At 70.4% G+C, this 18414-nt stretch carries 17 protein-coding genes; 9 read left to right on the top strand and 8 right to left on the bottom strand.

Going from position 1 to position 18414, the window contains the following annotated elements:
• Together ACFY2Z_RS12555 and ACFY2Z_RS12550 are read left to right on the top strand one after the other, a co-directional pair.
• Positions 1-978 carry an alpha-ketoacid dehydrogenase subunit beta gene (locus tag ACFY2Z_RS12555; RefSeq protein ID WP_390744159.1) on the top strand — a complete coding sequence of 326 codons (978 nt, stop codon included), beginning with the start codon at positions 1-3 and terminating at the stop codon, positions 976-978.
• Between the two features lie 10 nt (positions 979-988).
• Complete coding sequence (locus tag ACFY2Z_RS12550) at positions 989-2380, top strand: dihydrolipoamide acetyltransferase family protein (RefSeq protein ID WP_390744158.1); 1392 nt, start codon at positions 989-991, stop codon at positions 2378-2380.
• Positions 2381-2452: 72 nt separating this feature from the next.
• On the opposite strand, the gene ACFY2Z_RS12545 is transcribed toward ACFY2Z_RS12550, so the two are convergent.
• Positions 2453-3346, bottom strand: coding sequence for a D-alanyl-D-alanine carboxypeptidase family protein (locus tag ACFY2Z_RS12545; protein WP_390744157.1), 894 nt, complete (start codon positions 3344-3346; stop codon positions 2453-2455).
• 206 nt (positions 3347-3552) lie between these two features.
• Between ACFY2Z_RS12545 and ACFY2Z_RS12540 the strand changes: the two genes are divergently transcribed.
• Both ACFY2Z_RS12540 and ACFY2Z_RS12535 read left to right on the top strand, forming a co-directional pair.
• On the top strand, positions 3553-4236 hold the full coding sequence (locus ACFY2Z_RS12540; RefSeq protein ID WP_390744156.1) for a GntR family transcriptional regulator: 684 nt from the start codon (positions 3553-3555) through the stop codon (positions 4234-4236).
• Positions 4233-5549 carry a nitrate/nitrite transporter gene (locus ACFY2Z_RS12535; protein WP_390744155.1) on the top strand — a complete coding sequence of 439 codons (1317 nt, stop codon included), beginning with the start codon at positions 4233-4235 and terminating at the stop codon, positions 5547-5549. Before ACFY2Z_RS12540 ends, ACFY2Z_RS12535 begins: the two co-directional genes overlap by 4 nt.
• 33 nt (positions 5550-5582) lie before the next feature.
• Here ACFY2Z_RS12535 and ACFY2Z_RS12530 read toward each other — a convergent pair whose 3' ends face one another.
• A complete protein-coding gene (locus ACFY2Z_RS12530) occupies positions 5583-6377 on the bottom strand; it encodes a carbon-nitrogen family hydrolase (protein ID WP_390744154.1) in 795 nt (264 codons plus the stop codon).
• A gap of 177 nt (positions 6378-6554) precedes the next feature.
• Between ACFY2Z_RS12530 and ACFY2Z_RS12525 the strand changes: the two genes are divergently transcribed.
• Positions 6555-7379, top strand: a complete 825-nt coding sequence (locus ACFY2Z_RS12525) for a maleylpyruvate isomerase family mycothiol-dependent enzyme (protein WP_390744153.1) — start codon at positions 6555-6557, stop codon at positions 7377-7379.
• Between the two features lie 77 nt (positions 7380-7456).
• Here ACFY2Z_RS12525 and ACFY2Z_RS12520 read toward each other — a convergent pair whose 3' ends face one another.
• The gene (locus ACFY2Z_RS12520) at positions 7457-7951 is read right to left on the bottom strand and encodes an LURP-one-related/scramblase family protein (RefSeq protein ID WP_390744152.1); all 495 of its coding nucleotides are present in this window, start codon (positions 7949-7951) and stop codon (positions 7457-7459) included.
• Positions 7948-8946, bottom strand: coding sequence for a GlxA family transcriptional regulator (locus tag ACFY2Z_RS12515; RefSeq protein ID WP_390744151.1), 999 nt, complete (start codon positions 8944-8946; stop codon positions 7948-7950). Before ACFY2Z_RS12515 ends, ACFY2Z_RS12520 begins: the two co-directional genes overlap by 4 nt.
• A gap of 52 nt (positions 8947-8998) precedes the next feature.
• On the opposite strand from ACFY2Z_RS12515, the gene ACFY2Z_RS12510 reads away from it, so the two are divergent.
• On the top strand, positions 8999-9412 hold the full coding sequence (locus ACFY2Z_RS12510) for a cupin domain-containing protein (RefSeq protein WP_390744150.1): 414 nt from the start codon (positions 8999-9001) through the stop codon (positions 9410-9412).
• An 87-nt stretch (positions 9413-9499) separates the two neighbouring features.
• On the opposite strand, the gene ACFY2Z_RS12505 is transcribed toward ACFY2Z_RS12510, so the two are convergent.
• Positions 9500-9751, bottom strand: a complete 252-nt coding sequence (locus ACFY2Z_RS12505; protein WP_390744149.1) for a hypothetical protein — start codon at positions 9749-9751, stop codon at positions 9500-9502.
• A gap of 143 nt (positions 9752-9894) precedes the next feature.
• On the opposite strand from ACFY2Z_RS12505, the gene ACFY2Z_RS12500 reads away from it, so the two are divergent.
• On the top strand, positions 9895-11718 hold the full coding sequence (locus ACFY2Z_RS12500) for a thioredoxin-like domain-containing protein (RefSeq protein WP_390744148.1): 1824 nt from the start codon (positions 9895-9897) through the stop codon (positions 11716-11718).
• A gap of 25 nt (positions 11719-11743) precedes the next feature.
• Here ACFY2Z_RS12500 and ACFY2Z_RS12495 read toward each other — a convergent pair whose 3' ends face one another.
• From ACFY2Z_RS12495 to ACFY2Z_RS12485, 3 genes are all read right to left on the bottom strand, one after another.
• Complete coding sequence (locus ACFY2Z_RS12495; RefSeq protein ID WP_390744147.1) at positions 11744-11986, bottom strand: DUF6458 family protein; 243 nt, start codon at positions 11984-11986, stop codon at positions 11744-11746.
• Between the two features lie 134 nt (positions 11987-12120).
• A complete protein-coding gene (locus ACFY2Z_RS12490; RefSeq protein ID WP_390744146.1) occupies positions 12121-13419 on the bottom strand; it encodes a M18 family aminopeptidase in 1299 nt (432 codons plus the stop codon).
• A 307-nt stretch (positions 13420-13726) separates the two neighbouring features.
• The gene (locus ACFY2Z_RS12485) at positions 13727-15553 is read right to left on the bottom strand and encodes an acyl-CoA dehydrogenase (protein ID WP_390744339.1); all 1827 of its coding nucleotides are present in this window, start codon (positions 15551-15553) and stop codon (positions 13727-13729) included.
• A 145-nt stretch (positions 15554-15698) separates the two neighbouring features.
• On the opposite strand from ACFY2Z_RS12485, the gene ACFY2Z_RS12480 reads away from it, so the two are divergent.
• Positions 15699-16190: an SseB family protein gene (locus tag ACFY2Z_RS12480; protein WP_388969628.1), complete on the top strand. Its 492-nt coding sequence runs from the start codon at positions 15699-15701 to the stop codon at positions 16188-16190.
• Positions 16191-16377: 187 nt separating this feature from the next.
• Positions 16378-18318, top strand: coding sequence for a YncE family protein (locus ACFY2Z_RS12475; protein ID WP_390744145.1), 1941 nt, complete (start codon positions 16378-16380; stop codon positions 18316-18318).
• Positions 18319-18414: the final 96 nt, after the last annotated feature.

Genomic DNA, 18414 nt, shown 5'->3' with positions numbered 1-18414 from the left:
ATGGCCGAGAAGATGGCACTCGCCAAGGCGATCAACGAGTCGCTGCGCAAGGCCCTGGAGTCGGACCCCAAGGTCCTGGTGATGGGCGAGGACGTCGGCAAGCTCGGCGGTGTCTTCCGGGTCACCGACGGTCTGCAGAAGGACTTCGGCGAGGAGCGGGTCATCGACACCCCGCTCGCCGAGTCGGGCATCGTCGGCACGGCGATCGGCCTGGCGCTGCGCGGATACCGCCCGGTGGTGGAGATCCAGTTCGACGGCTTCGTCTTCCCGGCGTACGACCAGATCGTCACCCAGCTGGCGAAGATGCACGCCCGCTCCCTGGGCAAGGTCAAGCTGCCGGTCGTCGTCCGTATCCCCTACGGCGGCGGCATCGGCGCGGTCGAGCACCACAGCGAGTCCCCCGAGGCGCTGTTCGCGCATGTGGCCGGCCTGAAGATCGTCTCTCCGTCGAACGCGTCGGACGCGTACTGGATGATGCAGCAGGCGATCCAGAGCGACGACCCGGTGATCTTCTTCGAGCCCAAGCGGCGCTACTGGGACAAGTCCGAGGTGGACCCCGAGGCGATCCCGTACCCGCTGCACAAGGCGCGCGTGGTGCGTGAGGGCACGGATGTCACGCTGACCGCGTACGGCCCGATGGTGAAGGTGTGCCAGGAGGCCGCCGTGGCCGCCCAGGAGGAGGGCCGGTCACTGGAGGTCCTGGACCTGCGCTCGGTCTCGCCCCTGGACTTCGACTCCGTGCAGGCGTCGGTGGAGAAGACCCGCCGCCTGGTGGTGGTGCACGAGGCACCGGTGTTCTTCGGGTCGGGCGCGGAGATCGCGGCGCGGATCACGGAGCGGTGCTTCTACCACCTGGAGGCGCCCGTGCTGCGGGTCGGTGGCTATCACTCCCCGTATCCGCCGGCGCGGCTGGAGGAGGAGTACCTGCCGGGCCTGGACCGGGTGCTGGACGCCGTCGACCGCGTCCTGGCGTACTGAGGAGAGGGTCGTGACGACGATGACTGACGCGTCCGTGCGCGAGTTCAAGATGCCCGATGTGGGCGAGGGTCTCACCGAGGCCGAGATCCTCAAGTGGTACGTCCAGCCCGGGGACACGGTCACCGACGGGCAGGTCGTCTGTGAGGTGGAGACCGCCAAGGCGGCCGTGGAGCTGCCCATCCCGTACGACGGGGTGGTCCGGGAACTGCGCTTCCCCGAGGGCACCACGGTGGACGTCGGCACGGCGATCATCGCGGTCGACGTGGCCGGGGCCGCCGAACCGGCGCCGGCCGAGACGGCCTCGGTACCGGAGCCCGCGGCCGAGCAGCCCGTGGCGGAGGAGCCCAAGCCGGAGGGCCGCAAGCCGGTCCTCGTCGGGTACGGCGTCGCCGAGTCCTCCACCAAGCGACGCCCGCGCAAGACGACCGCGGCCGTCGCCGAGGCCGCCGGCCTCGCGGCCGCGGCACTCCAGGGCGAGCTGAACGGGCACGGCGGCAAGTCCCGCCCGCTGGCGAAGCCTCCGGTGCGCAAGCTGGCCAAGGACCTGGGGGTCGACCTCACGGCGGTCACCCCCTCCGGCCCGGACGGGATCATCACCCGCGAGGACGTGCACGCGGCGGCGGCCCCCGCGCCCGCGGTGGTCCCCGCTCCGGCGGTGGAGCGTCCGGCCGCCCCGGCGCCCGTGGTGACGTACGACACCGCACGGGAGACCCGTGTCCCCGTCAAGGGCGTCCGCAAGGCCACCGCGCAGGCGATGGTCGGCTCCGCGTTCACCGCGCCGCACGTCACGGAGTTCGTCACGGTCGACGTGACCCGCACGATGAAGCTCGTCGAGGAGCTGAAGCAGGACAAGGACCTCCAGGGTCTGCGGGTCAACCCGCTCCTGCTGATCGCCAAGGCCCTGCTGGTCGCGATCAAGCGCAACCCCGACATCAACGCCTCCTGGGACGAGGCCAACCAGGAGATCGTGCGCAAGCACTATGTGAACCTCGGGATCGCGGCGGCCACCCCGCGCGGTCTGATCGTGCCGAACATCAAGGACGCGCACGACAAGACCCTTCCGCAGCTCGCGGAGGCCCTGGGCGAGCTGGTGGGCACGGCCCGCGAGGGCAGGACGTCCCCGGCGGCGATGCAGGGCGGCACGGTCACGATCACCAATGTCGGGGTGTTCGGTGTCGACACGGGCACGCCGATCCTCAACCCGGGCGAGTCGGCGATCCTCGCGATCGGCGCGATCAAGCTCCAGCCCTGGGTCCACAAGGGCAAGGTCAAGCCCCGCCAGGTCACGACCCTCGCGCTCAGCTTCGACCACCGCCTGGTCGACGGCGAGCTGGGCTCGAAGGTTCTCGCGGACGTGGCGGCCGTCCTGGAGCAGCCGAAGCGGCTGATCACCTGGGGCTAGGCCCCGGGCAGAGCACGACGAAGGGGCCGACCGCGGGAAGCGGCCGGCCCCTTCTGCCGTGGTGCGCGAGGATCAGACGGCGAAGCCGTAGTTCAGCAGCTTCTTCGCGTCGGCCGTGCGGTTGTCGACCGACGACGACGCCAGGACCGTACCGATGATCGTCTTGCCGTTGCGGGTCGCGGCGAAGACCAGGCAGTACTTGGCCTCCGGGCCCGAGCCCGTCTTCACGCCGATGGCGCCGCTGTAGGTGCCGAGCAGCGGGTTGGTGTTGCTCCAGTTGTAGTAGCGGTAGCCACCGCTCTTGGTGGTGACCTTCTGCTTCGTCGACTTGGTGTCGACGACCGTGCGGAAGGTGGAGCTCTTCATCGCGTTGCTGGCGAGCTTCGTCAGGTCGCGCGGCGTCGAGTAGTTGTTGCCGTTGCCGATGCCGTCGAACGAGTCGAAGTGCGTGTTCGTCAGGCCGAGGCTCCGCGCGGTGCTGTTCATCTTGCCGATGAACGACTTCACGCGCGCGGCGCGGGTGGAGCCGGAACCGAACTTGTCCGCGAGCGCGTAGGCCGCGTCACAGCCGGAGGGCAGCATCAGCCCGTACAGCAGCTGACGGACGGTGACCTTGTCGCCGACGATCAGGTGAGCCTGGGAGGCGTTGTTCGCGACGACGTAGTCGCTGTAGGCCTTCTGGACCACGACCGTGGAGTTCAGGTTCAGGTTCGACTGGGACAGCACCACCTCGGCCGTCATGATCTTGGTGGTGGAGCCGGTGGACAGCTTGCCGTTCATGTTCTTGTCGAAGAGGGTCTTGCCCGTGCTGTTGTTCATCACGAACCCGCCCTTGGCGGTGATCGTGGGCTTCGTGACGGCCTGCGCGGGGGCCGCGGTGAGGGCGGCGGCGGTCAGCACGGCGCCGGTGGTGAACACTGCCGCGGCGGCTCGGCGAACTCGCGCGCCCTTAATGCCGGTAATCAAGTTGAACGCTCCGATTGCGTCTCTGATGCACTATGTACATCCAAATGCCCCTGGCGAGCGGCCAGATGACAGGGCCGCTTCATAGTGAGACACGTAACTAGCACAGAAGGATGTGCGGTTGCCGGGGCGAATGTGGAGCGGCTTCCGACGGGTCCGCATCGTGGACGCCCGCCGGCTTGCGTACCTGTTGTATCTATGATGTGCGCATGCCTTCAGCGCCGCCCGCCGCCCCCGCTCCCGAGAAGCCGTCCGCCAAACAGCCACCCGCCGCCGACCGTGTGTACACGCACGTCAAACAAGGCGTCCTGGAGCGCCGTTACGAGGGCGGGACGCTGCTCACCGAGGGAGAGCTGGCCGAGGCGGTCGGAGTCTCCCGGACGCCGGTGCGCGAGGCGCTGCTGCGGCTGGAGGTCGAAGGACTGATCAGGCTCTATCCGAAGAAGGGGGCCCTGGTCCTGCCCGTCTCCGCGCAGGAGATCGCGGACGTGGTGGAGACGCGTCAGCTGGTGGAGACACACGCGGCCCGCAAGGCCGTGCCCGCCCCGCCCGCCCTGATCCACCGTCTGGAAGAACTGCTCGCACGCCAGCAGGAGCAGGCCGCCGCCGGGGACCTGGCCGGGGCGGCGCTCACCGACCGCACCTTCCACGCCGAGATCGTGCGCAGCGGGGGCAACGAGATCCTCTCCCGTCTGTACGACCAGCTTCGCGACCGCCAGCTGCGAATGGGGGTGGCGGTCATGCACTCGCACCCCGACCGGATCGCCAAGACGCTCACCGAGCACGAGGAGATCCTCGACGCCCTGCGGTCCGGCGACGCCGAGGCGGCCGTCGAGGTCGTCCATCGGCACGTCAGCTGGTTCTCCAACCTGGCGCGGGGTGAGGTGCGATGAGCTCCCGTTCCCTGAACTCCCGTTCGGTCTCTCTGCCCGGGGATCCACCGGGTGGCCGTCGTGCCGCCGGGGTGTGGGCCGTCGGTGTCGCGGTCTACTTCGTCGCTGTGATCTTCCGCACATCACTGGGTGTGGCCGGACTCGACGCCGCGGACCGTTTCCATGTGAACGCGTCCGCCCTGTCCACCTTCTCGATCCTCCAGCTCCTCGTGTACGCGGGCATGCAGATACCCGTCGGCCTGCTGGTGGACCGGCTCGGCACCAAGAAGGTGCTGACCATGGGCGTCGTGCTCTTCACGGCCGGCCAGGTGGGGTTCGCGTTCTCCCCGTCGTACGGCACGGCGCTCGCCTCCCGCGCACTGCTCGGCTGCGGTGACGCCCTGACGTTCATCAGCGTGCTGCGCCTCGGCACCCGCTGGTTCCCGGCCCGTCGCGGTCCGCTGATCGCGCAGCTCGCCGGTCTGGTGGGCATGGCGGGCAACCTGGTCTCGACGCTCGTGCTGGCCCGGCTGCTGCACCGGGTCGGCTGGACGGCCGCGTTCGGCGGCAGCGCGCTCGCCGGGGTCGTCGTCCTCGTCCTGCTCCTGCTGTTCCTGAAGGACCACCCCGAGGGCTTCGAGCCGGAGCCGTTCCCGCACCACGGAGCTGCGTACGTACGCCGGCAGATCGCGGCGTCCTGGCGGGAACCCGGCACCCGTCTCGGTATGTGGGTGCACTTCACGACCCAGTTCCCGGCGATGGTGTTCCTGCTGCTGTGGGGCCTGCCGTTCCTGGTCCAGGCGCAGGGCCTGTCACGGGCGGCGGCCGGGGAGCTGCTCACACTCGTGGTGCTGTCGAACATGGTCGTCGGCCTGGTCTACGGGCAGATCGTCGCCCGGCATCACCGGGCCCGGCTGCCGCTGGCGCTCGGCACGGTCGGGGCGACGGCGCTGCTGTGGGCGGCCACACTGTTCTGCCCGGGCTCGCACGCACCGATGTGGCTGCTGGTCATGCTGTGCGCGGTGCTCGGGGCCTGCGGTCCGGCCTCGATGCTCGGCTTCGACTTCGCGCGTCCGGCGAACCCGCCGGAGCGTCAGGGCACGGCCTCCGGCATCACCAACATGGGCGGTTTCATCGCGTCCATGACCACGCTGCTGGCGATCGGCGTGCTGCTGGACGCGACCGGCGACGACTACACCGTGGCGTTCTCCGCCGTGTTCGTGCTGCAGGCGCTGGGGCTGAGCCAGATCCTCCGGCTGCGCGGAAAGGCGGCGCGCAGGGAGCAGGAGCGGCTGGTGGCCAGCCGGGTGGAGACGGTGCACGTGCCGGCCTAGGCCCCGCGCGGCCTGGCCTGGCACGGCACGGCGTCAGCGCCGCGGGGGCGCCAGGCCCAGCACCCGGTCCTTCAGCGCCGGGAACTGCTCCCGGGTGGACGCGACCTTCCCCGGGTCGAACTCCACCGTGAGGATCTCCTCGTCGGCGCCGGCCTCGGCGAGGACCTCGCCCCATGGATCCACCACGATCGAGTGACCCGCCTGCGGAACCCCCGCGTGCGTCCCGGCCGTTCCACAGGCAAGGACGTACGCCTGGTTCTCGACCGCCCGCGCCTGGGCCAGCAGCGTCCAGTGGGACCGGCGGCGCTCCGGCCAGCCCGCCGGGATCACGAGCGTCTCGGCCCCCGCGGCCACGAGTGAGCGGAACAGCTCGGGGAAGCGGAGGTCGTAGCAGGTGGCCACGCCGACGGTCGTCTCCGGCAGGCGCACGGTCACCAGCTCGCTTCCCGCGCCCATCAGCACGGCCTCGCCCTTGTCGAAGCCGAAGCGGTGGATCTTGCGGTAGGCGGCGGCCAGTTCACCGGAGGGGGAGAAGATGAGAGACGTGTTGTAGAGGGGGCCCTCGGGGTCGCGTTCGGGGATCGAGCCGGCGTGCAGCCACACGCCCGCGTCGCTCGCCGCCTTCGCCATCGCCTCGTGGGTGGGCCCGTCGAGCGGTTCGGCCTCGGCCCCGAAGTCCTCGTAGGCGAACGCGCCGGTGGTCCACAGCTCGGGCAGCACCACGAGGTCGGCCCCGGCTTGATCTCGTACCAGGGAGGCGGCTCGTCGTCGGCGTGACTCGGCCGATTCGTCCTCGTCTACCCGGATCTGGATCAGGGAGGCGCGCACACTACCACCGTCCTGGCATTCGAGGGTTCTCTTCAGGCCTACGATCGTCACACGAAAGCACTGCCGGGGTGCCTCACAGGAGCGTAACTTAACGTCCCAAGACACCCGCCGACAGTCGCCTCCCGTCGACACAGCTGTCAACCGCCCGCGCACCGACCGCCCGAGGGGTCCCGTTCCGTGAGTCTGCATCCCACCCTCCAGCCCTACGCCGACGCCTGGACCCACTCGATCGAAGCGATATCGGAGCTGGTGCAACCACTCGTGGAGGGCGAGTGGAACCGGCGGACGCCCTGCCCCGCCTGGTCGGTGCGGGACGTGGTCTCCCACGTCATCGGCATGGACTGCGAGATGCTCGGCGACCCCCGCCCGATCCACACGCTCCCGCGTGACCTCTTCCACGTCACGAACGAGCACCAGCGGTACACGGAGATGCAGGTCGACGTCCGCCGCCACCACACGGCGCCGGAGATGACGTCCGAGCTGGAGTACACGATCATCCGCCGCAACCGCCAGCTGCGGAACGAGTCGCGGGACCCCGGCACCAAGGTGCGGGGCCCGTTCGGCACCGAGCAGACGCTCGAGGAGGCCATGCGGTACCGCGCGTTCGACGTGTGGATGCACGAGCAGGACCTGCGGACGGCGCTGGGGCGCCCGGGGAACCTGGACTCGCCGGGCGCGCTGATCACCCGGGACGAGCTGCTGGCCGCACTGCCCAAGGTGGTGGCCGAGGGCGCCGGGGCGCCCGCCGGTTCGGCGATCGTCTTCGACATCCACGGCCCCGTCGAGTTCATGCGCACGGTCCGGGTCGACGCGGAGGGGCGCGGCACGATCGACGGCACGCCCTCGCTGGGCCCGGCGGTGTCGCTCACGCTGGACTGGGAGACGTACGTCCGTCTCGCCGGCGGCCGCGTCACCGCGGACGTCGTGGCGGACCGCATCAAGGCGGAGGGCGACCCGGATCTGACGGCGGCGATCCTGCTGGCGTTCGCGGTCACCAAGTAGCGGACCGGGACCGGACCCGCGGATCGCGCCGCGGGGGCGCGGCGTGGAAGGCGCGCGCCCCTGCCGCCGTGGGCCGTTCAGTCCTCCTCCCGCTCCTTGTCCGCCAGGTGGATCACGCACACGGCCACCGCGATCAGCAGCGCCGGATCCGCGTCCTCGCGCACGATGTCGACGCCGTACGTCTCGCGGAGGGTCAGCCAGCGGCGGGAGATCTGCGCCAGCAGCTCCTCCTCGTACTCGACGGCGAACTCGCGGTCGAGGATCTTGCCGCTGACGTCGAGTTCCGTGCCGTCCGCCAGCGCGACGCGGTAGTGGTTGCGCAGCAGGGACAGACGCTTGCGCCTGATCCGGGCGAGCGGTTCGCCGTCGCGCTCGATGACCATCGTGTCGCGCAGGGCGAACATCTTCTGATGGATGTCGATCAGGACGCGCCCCTGCGTGTCCTTCAGCTCGAACGTGTCCCGCAGCCGCATCGCCTTGCCGTCGACCAGGAACACCTTGTTGCCGTGCTGGTCCTCGATCCAGTAGTCGTCACCGAAGCCGAGGAGCCGGTCGCGTACGAGGAATCTCATACGAAGAGGGCTTCCCCCGTGGCGGGTCCGAAACGCCGCCGGTAGGCCGACGGACTGAGTCCGGTATCGCGCCGCAGCCGCGCCCGCAGATTGGCGGCGGTACCGAGGCCGCTGCGGGCGGCGACCACGTCCAGCCGCTCCTCCCCGCGCTCGATCAGCCGGCACGCGAGAGCGACCCGCTCCCCGGTCAGCCAGGCGAGCGGCGTGGTGCCCAGCTGGCTGCGGAAGCGCCGATGCAGGGTGGCGGGGCTCACCGCGGCGCGTGCTGCCAGGCCGGCGACCGTGAGCGGTTCGTCCAGGCGCTCCTGTGCCCAGGCCAGCAGCGGGGCGAGCGACTCGTCGGGCACCGTGGGCACCGGCCGTTCCACGAACTGCCGCTGCCCGCCGTCGCGGTGCGCCGCGAACACCAGTCGCCGGGACACGGCGTTCGCGATCTCGGCGCCATGGTCGCGGCGGACGACATGCAGCCCCAGATCGAGCGCGGAGGCGCTGCCGGAGGCGGTGAGGATGTCGCCGTCGTCCACGAACAGTACGTCCGGCTCCAGCCTGACCTGCGGAAAACGTGCCCGGAACGCGTCGGCCCACATCCAGTGGCAGGCCGCCCGCCGCCCGTCGAGCAGCCCGGCTTCCGCGAGGGTGAACGCACCGGAGCAGAAGCCGATCAGCCGTGCGCCTCGCGCATGTGCCCGGCGAACGGCCTGTAGAACCTCCGGGGAGCGCGGAGTGTCGGTGTCGGGCCGGTTCGGCACGATCAACGTGTCGGCCTCGTCGGCCGCGGCCAGCTCCGCCACGTCGGTGAGCGTGAAGAAGCCGTCCCGCATCCGGGTGCGGGACGCGGCGGCGCAGAGCCGGAAGTCGTACAGCTCCCGGCCGAGTTCGGGCCTCGGCAGTCCGAAGACCTCGATGGCGCAGCTCATCTCGAAGGGGTTCGAGTTCTCGTCCACGACGAGGACCACGCGATGGGCGGGGCGCGGCTGAGAGGATCCTTGCGGCATATGCGATTCCTAGCACTCGCCCGCCCCTCACGGCACCCCGCACGATGGCCTCATGGAATCCCAGGAACCCCGGCAGCACCCGGAGCCCGTCGCCCTCGCCGCGGCCCTCGCCTCCTTCTCCGAGCTGTGGAGCCCGCGCATCGTCACCACCGTCAACGACTACGACGTGCGCGTCGCCAAGGTCGAGGGCGAGCATCTGTGGCACACGCACGACCGCACCGACGAGTTCTTCCTCGTCCTGGACGGCGAACTGCGCATCGCGCTGCGGGAGCCGGCCGGCGAGCGCACGGTCGTCCTCTCCCGGGGCTCGGTCTTCACGGTCCCGCGGGGCACCGAGCACAAGCCCTCCGCACCGGCCGGAGCATCGATCCTGCTGTTCGAGCCCACCGGCACGAACACAGTCGGCGACCGCCACGAGGAGGTCCCGGACCACGTCGACGCGACGACGGGGCACACGCTTGCCTGAGGACGCGGCACCGGATGTCGCGCCGGACGCGGACGAGTCCCCCGCCGACGGCGGGGGACTCGTGCACGGACCGTGCGGGCGGCCGGACTACCGGTAGCCGTCCCGTGTGTCCCGCATGTCCCGCCTGTCGCGGAGGTCTTCGTCGTCCTCGTCCCACGACGAACGGTTGTCGTCGCGCTCCCGGCGCAGGCCGGCGCCCTCCACATCGCCGTCCGCCCGGCCGGACCCGCTCATGTCGGGGTCACGCCGGCTCCGGTCGCGCCTGTCCTCGCCGGTGATCTCCCCGTGCTCGCGCTCGCGGTCCCGTCGGCGGATCTGGTCGTCGATGTCTCGTGGCATGGAACTGCTCCCTTGCGATGGCCCCCCTGTCTGCGACGAGCATCTCCCCGTGACGGCATGTGCGCATCCCGTACGTGTACGGACCGTCACCGGGTTGTCCACAGGCTTCCCGGGTCGTCGCGCGCGGATGGCACTCTTGAGCCATGAACTCCGCACCGCGTCGCGTCCGTGTCCGTGCCCCCGAGCTGATCGGCAAGGGTGGCTGGCTGAACACGGGCGGAAAGCAGTACACCCTCGCCGATCTGCGAGGACGTATCGTCATCCTCGATTTCTGGACGTTCTGCTGCATCAACTGTCTGCACGTCCTGGACGAGCTGCGCGAGCTGGAGGAGAAGCACCGCGACACCGTGGTGATCATCGGCGTGCACTCGCCGAAGTTCGTCCACGAGGCGGAGCACGGGGCGGTCGTGGACGCCGTCGAGCGGTACGGAGTGGAGCACCCCGTCCTGGACGACCCGGAGCTCGCCACCTGGAAGCAGTACGCCGTCCGCGCCTGGCCGACGCTCGTCGTCATCGACCCCGAGGGATACGTGGTCGCCCAGCACGCGGGCGAGGGCCATGCCCACGCGATAGCGCGGCTCGTCGAGGAGCTGGAGGAGGAGCACGCGGCGAAGGACACCCTGCGCCGTGGCGACGGCCCCTATGTGGCACCGGAGCCGGAGCCCACGACCCTGCGCTTCCCGGGCAAGGCACTCCTGCTGCCGTCCGGCACCTTCCTGGTCAGCGACACCACCCGGCACCAGCTGGTGGAGCTGGCGGCGGACGGCGAGACGGTGGTGCGGCGCATCGGATCGGGTCTGCGGGGCCTCTCGGACGGCCCGGCCGACGCGGCGGCCTTCAGCGAGCCGCAGGGTCTGGCGCTGCTGGACGAGGGCGCGGTGGTCGTCGCCGACACGGTGAACCACGCGCTGCGCCGCCTGGACCTGGCGACCGGGGAGGTCACCACGCTCGCGGGCACCGGCACGCAGTGGTGGCAGGGGTCCCCCACGTCCGGTCCCGCCCGGGAGGTGGACCTCTCCTCGCCGTGGGACGTGGCGGTCTTCGGCGGCCGGGTGTGGATCGCCATGGCGGGTGTGCACCAGCTGTGGACGTACGACCCGGAGACGGCCACGGTCGCGGTGGCGGCGGGCACCACCAACGAGGGGCTGGTGGACGGCCCGGGAGGCGAGGCGTGGTTCGCGCAGCCGTCGGGTCTCGCGGTCTCGGCCGACGGGGAGCGTCTGTGGCTCGCGGACTCCGAGACGAGCGCCCTGCGCTGGGTGGACCGGGACGGCGCGGTCCACACGGCGGTCGGCACGGGGCTGTTCGACTTCGGGCACCGGGACGGCGCGGCCGAACAGGCGCTGCTTCAGCACCCGTTGGGCGTGACCGCGCTGCCGGACGGCTCGGTGGCGGTCAGCGACACCTACAACCACGCGCTGCGGCGCTACGACCCGGCTACGGGCGAGGTGACGACGCTGGCGACGGACCTGCGGGAGCCGTCGGACGCGGTGCTGGTCGGTGAGGAGATCGTGGTGGTGGAGTCGGCCCGCCACCGGCTGACCCGGCTGCGGCTGCCCGAGGAGGCGGTGCAGGTGGCCTCGGTCGCCCATCGCACCCAGCGCGCGGCGACCGAAGTGGCGCCCGGCAGGCTCCGGCTGGACGTCGTCTTCCAGGCTCCGGCCGGACAGAAGCTGGACACGCGCTACGGCCCCTCGACCCGGCTGCTGGTGTCCTCGACCCCGCCCGAGCTGCTGCTCCGGGGCGAGGGAGCCGGCACGGATCTCGCCCGCGAACTGGAGCTGAACCCGTCCGTATCGGAGGGCGTGCTGCATGTCTCGGCGATGGCGGCGTCCTGCGACGACGATCCGGCGAACGAGTATCCGGCGTGCCACGTCCACCAGCAGGACTGGGGCGTGCCGGTCCGGGTCACCGAGGGCGGGGCGGACCGGCTTCCGCTGGTGCTGGCGGGCATGGACGCGGAGTAGACGGACGAGGCGGCCGGGCGCGGGGTCAGACCCCGTACCCGCCGTATCCGTCACCGGGACGGTGCCGTTCCTCCTCGACGACGGGGGTGGGCGGCACCACGACCCGCCTCCGGCGGTAAATGCTGCTGAACGTGGCGACACCGATGAACCCGACGATCATGAATATGACGCCGACCAGGTGAAGGTTGACGCCCTGCATGTGCCAGTCGGTCGCAAACGCGAGGATGGCCCCCACGGCGATCAGGATGATGCATCCACCCAGGCCCATGAGTCCTGCCCTCCCTGTGGGGTCCGGTCCTTCCGGCCCCGAACCCGGGTACCCGGGAGGGCGGTGGGCATGCCGGTGTGATCGCACGGACGCGCGAACGGCAGACCTGAAGGGCCGGGCAGCCGCAGGGCGCGTCAGCCCTCCAGGAACGCCACCAGTGCGCTCGCCAGCAGGTGCGGGTCGTCCGCGGCACACAGTTCGCGGGCGCTGTGCATCGACAGGATCGCCGCGCCGATGTCGACCGTCTTGATGCCGTGGCGGGCCGCCGTGATGGGGCCGATGGTCGTGCCGCAGGGCATCGCGTTGTTGGAGACGAAGGACTGGAAGGGGACGTTCGCCTTCTCGCAGGCCGCGGCGAAGATCGCGCGGCCCGAACCGTCCGTGGCGTAGCGGTTGTTGACGTTCACCTTGAGGATGGGGCCGCCGCCCGCACGCGGGTGGTGGGTCGGGTCGTGCCGCTCCGGGTAGTTGGGGTGGACGGCGTGCCCGGTGTCGGACGACACACAGACCGAGCCGGCGAAGGCCCGCGCCCGGTCGTCGTAGGAACCGCCCCGGGCGAACACCGAGCGTTCCAGCACGGACCCGAGCAGCGGGCCGTCGGCGCCGGTGTCGGACTGGGATCCGTTCTCCTCGTGGTCGAAGGCCGCGAGCACCGGGATGAAGGAGAGGGCGCCGCCGGAGCCGGCGACGGCCGCGAGCGCGGCGGTGGCCGCGTGCACGGACAGCAGGTTGTCCATCCGCGGGCCCGCGACCAGCTCCTTGTCCCGGCCGAGGTAGGCGGGCGGTTCGACGGAGTGGGTCATCAGGTCCCAGCCCGTCACCTCACCCGCGGACAGGCCGAGCTCCTGCTCCAGGAACGCGATGAGGTCCCCGTCGCGCACCTCGTCGCCCAGGCCCCAGACGGGCTGCAGATGACGCTGCTTGTCCAGCTTCAGCCCCTCCGTGGAGACCGAGCGGTCCAGGTGCACGGCGAGCTGGGGCACGCGCAGCAGCGGTCTGTCGATGTTCACGAGGCGGGTGGAGCCGTCGCGCAGGGAGAGCCGGCCGGACAGGCCCAGGTCGCGGTCCAGCCAGGAGTTGAGCAGCGGGCCGCCGTAGATCTCGACCGCGATCTGCCGCCAGCCGTGGGCACCGCTGTCCGGCCGCGGCTTGACCCGCAGATTCGGGGAGTCGGTGTGCGCGCCGATGATCCGGAAGGGTGTGTGTGCGTCGGCGCCCTCGGGGACGTACCAGGCGATGATCGCGCCCCCGCGGAGCACGTACTTCCCGCCGCTCGTCCCGTCCCATGCGTCCGTCTCCGAGACCTGCCGGAAGCCGGCCTTCTCCAGCCGCTCGGCGGTGTGCGCCACCGCGTGGTACGGCGACGGACTGGCCGCCAGGAAGGACATGAGGTCGTCGGTGTGGCCGCGGTCGAAGCGAGGGCTTGAGCTCATGGGTTCACCTTAACGACGGGCGAGGGCCCGCTCCCGTTGATGGGGAGCGGGCCCTCGTAAGGGGGATGTGGAGGTTGACCGGCGCCGGGGCGGCCCGGCCGGCCGAACGGACGCTCCGCGTCCGGCTCGGGGCCTGGAACGGGGCTTCGTCCGGCTCGGGGCCTGGAACGGGGCTTCGTTCGGCTCGGGGCCTGGAACGCGGCTTCGTTCGGCTCGGGGCCTGGAACGCGGCTTCGTTCGGCTCGGGGCCTGGAACGGGGCTTCGTTCGGCTCGGGGCCTGGAACGCGGCTTCGTTCGGCTCGGGGCCTAGAACGCGGCCTCGTCCAGCTCCATGAGGTCCAGGTCCACGCCCTCGGCCACCTTGCGGGCCAGGGTCACGCCCGGCAGGACGTTGGCCGCGAAGAACTTCGCCGCCGCGATCTTGCCGGTGTAGAAGGCCTTGTCCTTGGCGGAGGCCGTCTGAAGCTTCTCGGCGGCGACCGCCGCACCCTTCAGCAGCAGGTAGCCGACGATCACGTCGCCGGAGGCCAGCAGCAGGCGGGTGGTGTTCAGGCCCACCTTGTAGATGCTCTTGACGTCCTCGGCGGTGGCCGCGAGGTCGGTCAGCATCAGGCCGACGATGGCCTCCAGCTCCACGGCCGCCTTGGCCAGGTGCTCGCGGGCGCCCGCCAGCTCCTCGCCGCCGGTGCCGATCGCCAGGAACTTCTTGATGTCCTCGGCGAGCGAGTTCAGCGCGGCGCCCTGGTTGCGGACGATCTTGCGGAAGAAGTAGTCCTGGCCCTGGATCGCGGTGGTGCCCTCGTAGAGGGTGTCGATCTTGGCGTCGCGGATGTACTGCTCGATCGGGTACTCCTGCAGGAAGCCGGAGCCGCCGAAGGTCTGCAGCGACTGGGCGAGCTGCTCGTAGCCCTTCTCGGAGCCGTAGCCCTTGACGATCGGCAGGAGCAGGTCGTTGAGGGCGTGCTCGGCGGAGGTGTCCTCGCCGTTCGCCTCCTTGACCGCGATCGTGTCCTGGACGGTGGCGGTGTAGAGGACGAGTGCGCGCATGCCCTCCGCGTACGCCTTCTGCGTCATCAGCGAGCGGCGCACGTCGGGGTGGTGGGTGATGGTGACCTTGGGTGCGGTCTTGTCCATGAAGTTGGCCAGGTCCGGACCCTGGACGCGCTCCTTGGCGTACTCCAGGGCGTTCAGGTAGCCGGTGGACAGCGTGGAGATCGCCTTCGTGCCGACCATCATGCGGGCGAACTCGATGATGCGGAACATCTGGCGGATGCCCTCGTGCTTGTCGCCGATCAGCCAGCCCTTGGCGGGGTGGCGGTCGCCGAAGGTCATCTCGCAGGTGTTGGACGCCTTCAGGCCCATCTTGTGCTCGACGTTGGTGGCGTAGACGCCGTTGCGCTCGCCCAGTTCGCCGGTCTCGAAGTCGAAGAGGTACTTCGGGACGAGGAAGAGGGACAGGCCCTTGGTGCCCGCGCCGGCACCCTCGGGACGGGCGAGGACGTAGTGGAGGATGTTCTCCTCCATGTCGTGCTCACCGGAGGTGATGAAGCGCTTCACGCCCTCGATGTGCCAGGAGCCGTCCTCCTGCTGGATCGCCTTGGTGCGGCCGGCGCCGACGTCCGAGCCGGCGTCCGGCTCGGTGAGCACCATGGTGGAGCCCCAGGTCCGCTCGACGGCTATCTGCGCGATCTTCTTCTGGACCTCGTTGCCCTCGTCGTAGAGGATGCCGGCGAACGCCGGGCCGGAGGAGTACATCCACACGGCCGGGTTCGAGCCGAGGACCAGCTCCGCGTACGCCCAGATCAGGGAGGGGGGAGCCGTCGTGCCGCCGATTCCCTCGGGCAGGCCGAGGCGCCAGTACTCCGAGTCCATGAAGGCCTTGTAGCTCTTCTTGAAGGTCTCGGGGACCGGGGCGGTGTTCGTCTCGGGGTCGAAGACCGGCGGGTTACGGTCGGCGTCGGTGAAGGACTCCGCCAGCTCGTTCTCCGCGAGGCGGGTCAGCTCCTCGAGGACGCTCTTGGCGGTGTCCGTGTCCATCTCCGCGAACGGGCCGGTGCCGTACAGCTTGTCGCGGCCGAGCACCTCGAAGAGGTTGAACTCGATGTCGCGGAGATTCGACTTGTAGTGCCCCATGGCGACGGCTCCGTAGAGAGATCGGCGAGGCACTGTCTCCTCGCAACCGGTTCACGCATACTGACGAGTAGCACCGATGATGCTACCCGCCGGTAATAAGAATCAACCCCTCACGGTCCATATGTGGCCCACTACTCTTTGGGGCATGTACGGCTACCAGAACGCGGGTGCGCAGCAGCAGTACGCCTCACCGCAGCAGCAGATGCCCGGGCAGCAGATGCCGGGCGGGCAGATGCCCGGCGGATACGGCCAGCAGCCTCCGCTGTATCCCGAGCCGTCGCCGCCGTCGCTCGCGGACGCGGTGCGCGCGTTCACCACGGGGTCGATGGCCGCCGAGGACTTCCAGCAGATCTTCGCCACGTCCAAGGTGTACTGCCCGCGCGGCGACAACCCCGGGTTCCTGGCGCTGCACAACACCCAGCAGCCCGTGATCCCGATGTTCACCTCACTGAAGGAGCTGCGGCGGTACGCGGGCAAGGAGTCCAAGTACTTCGTGATCACCGGGGCGGAGGTGATCGACCTGCTGCCGACGGGCTACGGGTTCGTGCTCGACATGGAGGGGGAGCACCGGATGGTGTTCGACGCGAAGGCGGTCGAGCAGATGGTGGAGTTCGCGATGCGGCGCATGTACGGCTGACCGTGCCGGGCAGGGCGGCCCGGAGCCGCCCGGAAATCGCTCCTAGCTTGTCACGGCCATGCCATAGAGTTCCCCCGGCAGCCGCGCCCCGCGCGCCACCGCACCCATGCGGTCGCGTCCGGGTGTCGCGCGGCGCTCTCATCTCCCGGGCATCCGGGGTTTCCTGTGGGGGTACATCACTGTGCGCATGCGCAGCACTTCGGCCGCGACGGCACTCGCGGTCCTCTTCAGCTCGGTCGCGCTGAGCGTCGCCGCGGCGGGCTCCGCCTCGGCCGAGCCGGCCGTCCTCACCCAGCCCGTCGGCCTCGTCGCGGACGGCGCCCTCCAGCGGGTCTTCGTCGCCGACCAGGACAACGGACGGATCCTGGCCACCGACTACAACGGCACCCTGGTCGACCTGAACGTCGGCTTCGGGCGTCCCAGCGACCTCGCGCTCTCCGACGACGGCCGCACCCTGTACGCGTCGCTGCCGACCACCCACGAGATCGTGGCCCTCGACGCGACCGACCTGCAGGTCAGGACCCGCTACGACCTCGGCGCCGGCACCGACCCGCGCGAGGTCGCCTTCGCGGGCGGACGGCTCTGGTTCTCGTACCGGGTCACCGGTGACGACGGCTTCCACGGCAACCTGGGCTCCATCGACCCCGCCGCCCCCGACGCGGCCGCCGCGGTGGCTCTCGGACAGCTCCCGGACACGGTCGCCCCGTACTACAACGCGGCGCTCCTCGACGCCGACCCGTCCGTGCCCGGTGTGCTGACCGTGGCCGACAGCGGCGACAGCCCGGGCGCGCTGAACGTGCTCGACGTCTCCGAGGCCACCCCGAAGCTGGTCGCCAAGAGCGACGGCGGGCAGTACTTCGGTGACATCGACCTCGTACCCGGCACCTCCCAGGTGCTGTGGAACGGCTCCCGGAAGCTCTCGTACGCCGGTGGGACCTTCACGGAGGCCGGGGAGCTCACGGAGACGGGCTGGTCCGGCGACGTCTCGCCGAGCGGTCTGATCGCCCAGGCCTACGACCGTCATGTGTCCGTCTACAAGCCGGGCGCCGCCACCCCGGTGCGGCGCTTCGAGACGGGGACGTCGTCCGGTATCGGTGAGGTGGCGTGGGCCCCCGATTCCTCGCGGCTGTTCGCCCTCGCCGGTACGGGCGGCACCTTCACCCTGAAGGCGTACACCGGCCCGTCGCTCAGCGTGCCGAGCCTCACGGTCGACGCGCCCGCCTCCGCGTCCCGCGCCAAGCAGCTCACGGTCAAGGGCAGGATCACGGCGAACGTGCCGCTCCCGGCGGGCGCCAAGCTCGCGGTCACCCGTACCGACCTGGACAGCACCGGCGGCAAGGCGCTCCCGGCCGTCACGGTGAAGGCGGACGGCAGCTACTCCTTCACGGACACCCCGCCGGCCGGCGGCACCGTGACCTACAGGGTCGGCTACGCGGGCGACGCCGAGCACACGTCGGCCACCGCCTCCGACAAGGTCGCGGTCTCCCGCGCCGCGACGTCGCTGAGCCTGAACAACAACGGCAAGCTGTACGACTACGGCGCCGCCGTGAAGTTCACCGCCCACCTCGGTACGACCTACAAGAACCGCAAGGTCGACATCTACGCGGACCCCTACGGCTCGGACAAGCCGAAGAAGCTGGTGAAGTCCGGCACGGTCAACAGCAGCGGCTATCTGTCCGTGACCCTGGACATGACCCGCGACACGGCCGTCACCGCGGTCTTCGCGGGCGACTCCCGGTACCTGCCGAAGACGGTCAAGGTCGATGCCTACGCCCGCGTCCGGATCTCCACGGCCGTCGCCAGGCACTACAGGACGGCCAGGATCGGCTCGACGTCGTACTACTGGTTCCACAAGAACACCGACCCGCTGCTCACCACGACGATGACCTACTACCCGGGTCGCCGGCAGCGCTTCGACCTGCAGGTCTACTACGGCGGCAGGTGGTACTCGGCCGACTCCGAGTACTTCTCGCTCGGTACGAGCGGCAGGTCGGCCGTGAGCCTCGAGGCGCCCGGCGAGGCCGGGATCAAGGCGCGGATGCGCTCGGTGTACGTCAACGGCTCGTCCGGCGACACCGTGAACTCCACGACGTACGGGGCCTGGAAGTACCTGTACTTCAGCAACTGAGCCGGCTGAGGCGACTGACGCGACGACGGGAGCCCGGAGGGAATGCCCTCCGGGCTCTTCGCGTTGGGGGCTGGCAGAAAGTTCAACCATCAACTA

It is taken from the genome of Streptomyces sp. NPDC001222, assembly GCF_042896945.1.
Taxonomy (GTDB): domain Bacteria; phylum Actinomycetota; class Actinomycetes; order Streptomycetales; family Streptomycetaceae; genus Streptomyces; species Streptomyces gibsoniae.
The sequence above is the reverse complement of the archived record's forward strand: the minus strand, read 5'-3'. Positions and strand labels throughout refer to the sequence as shown.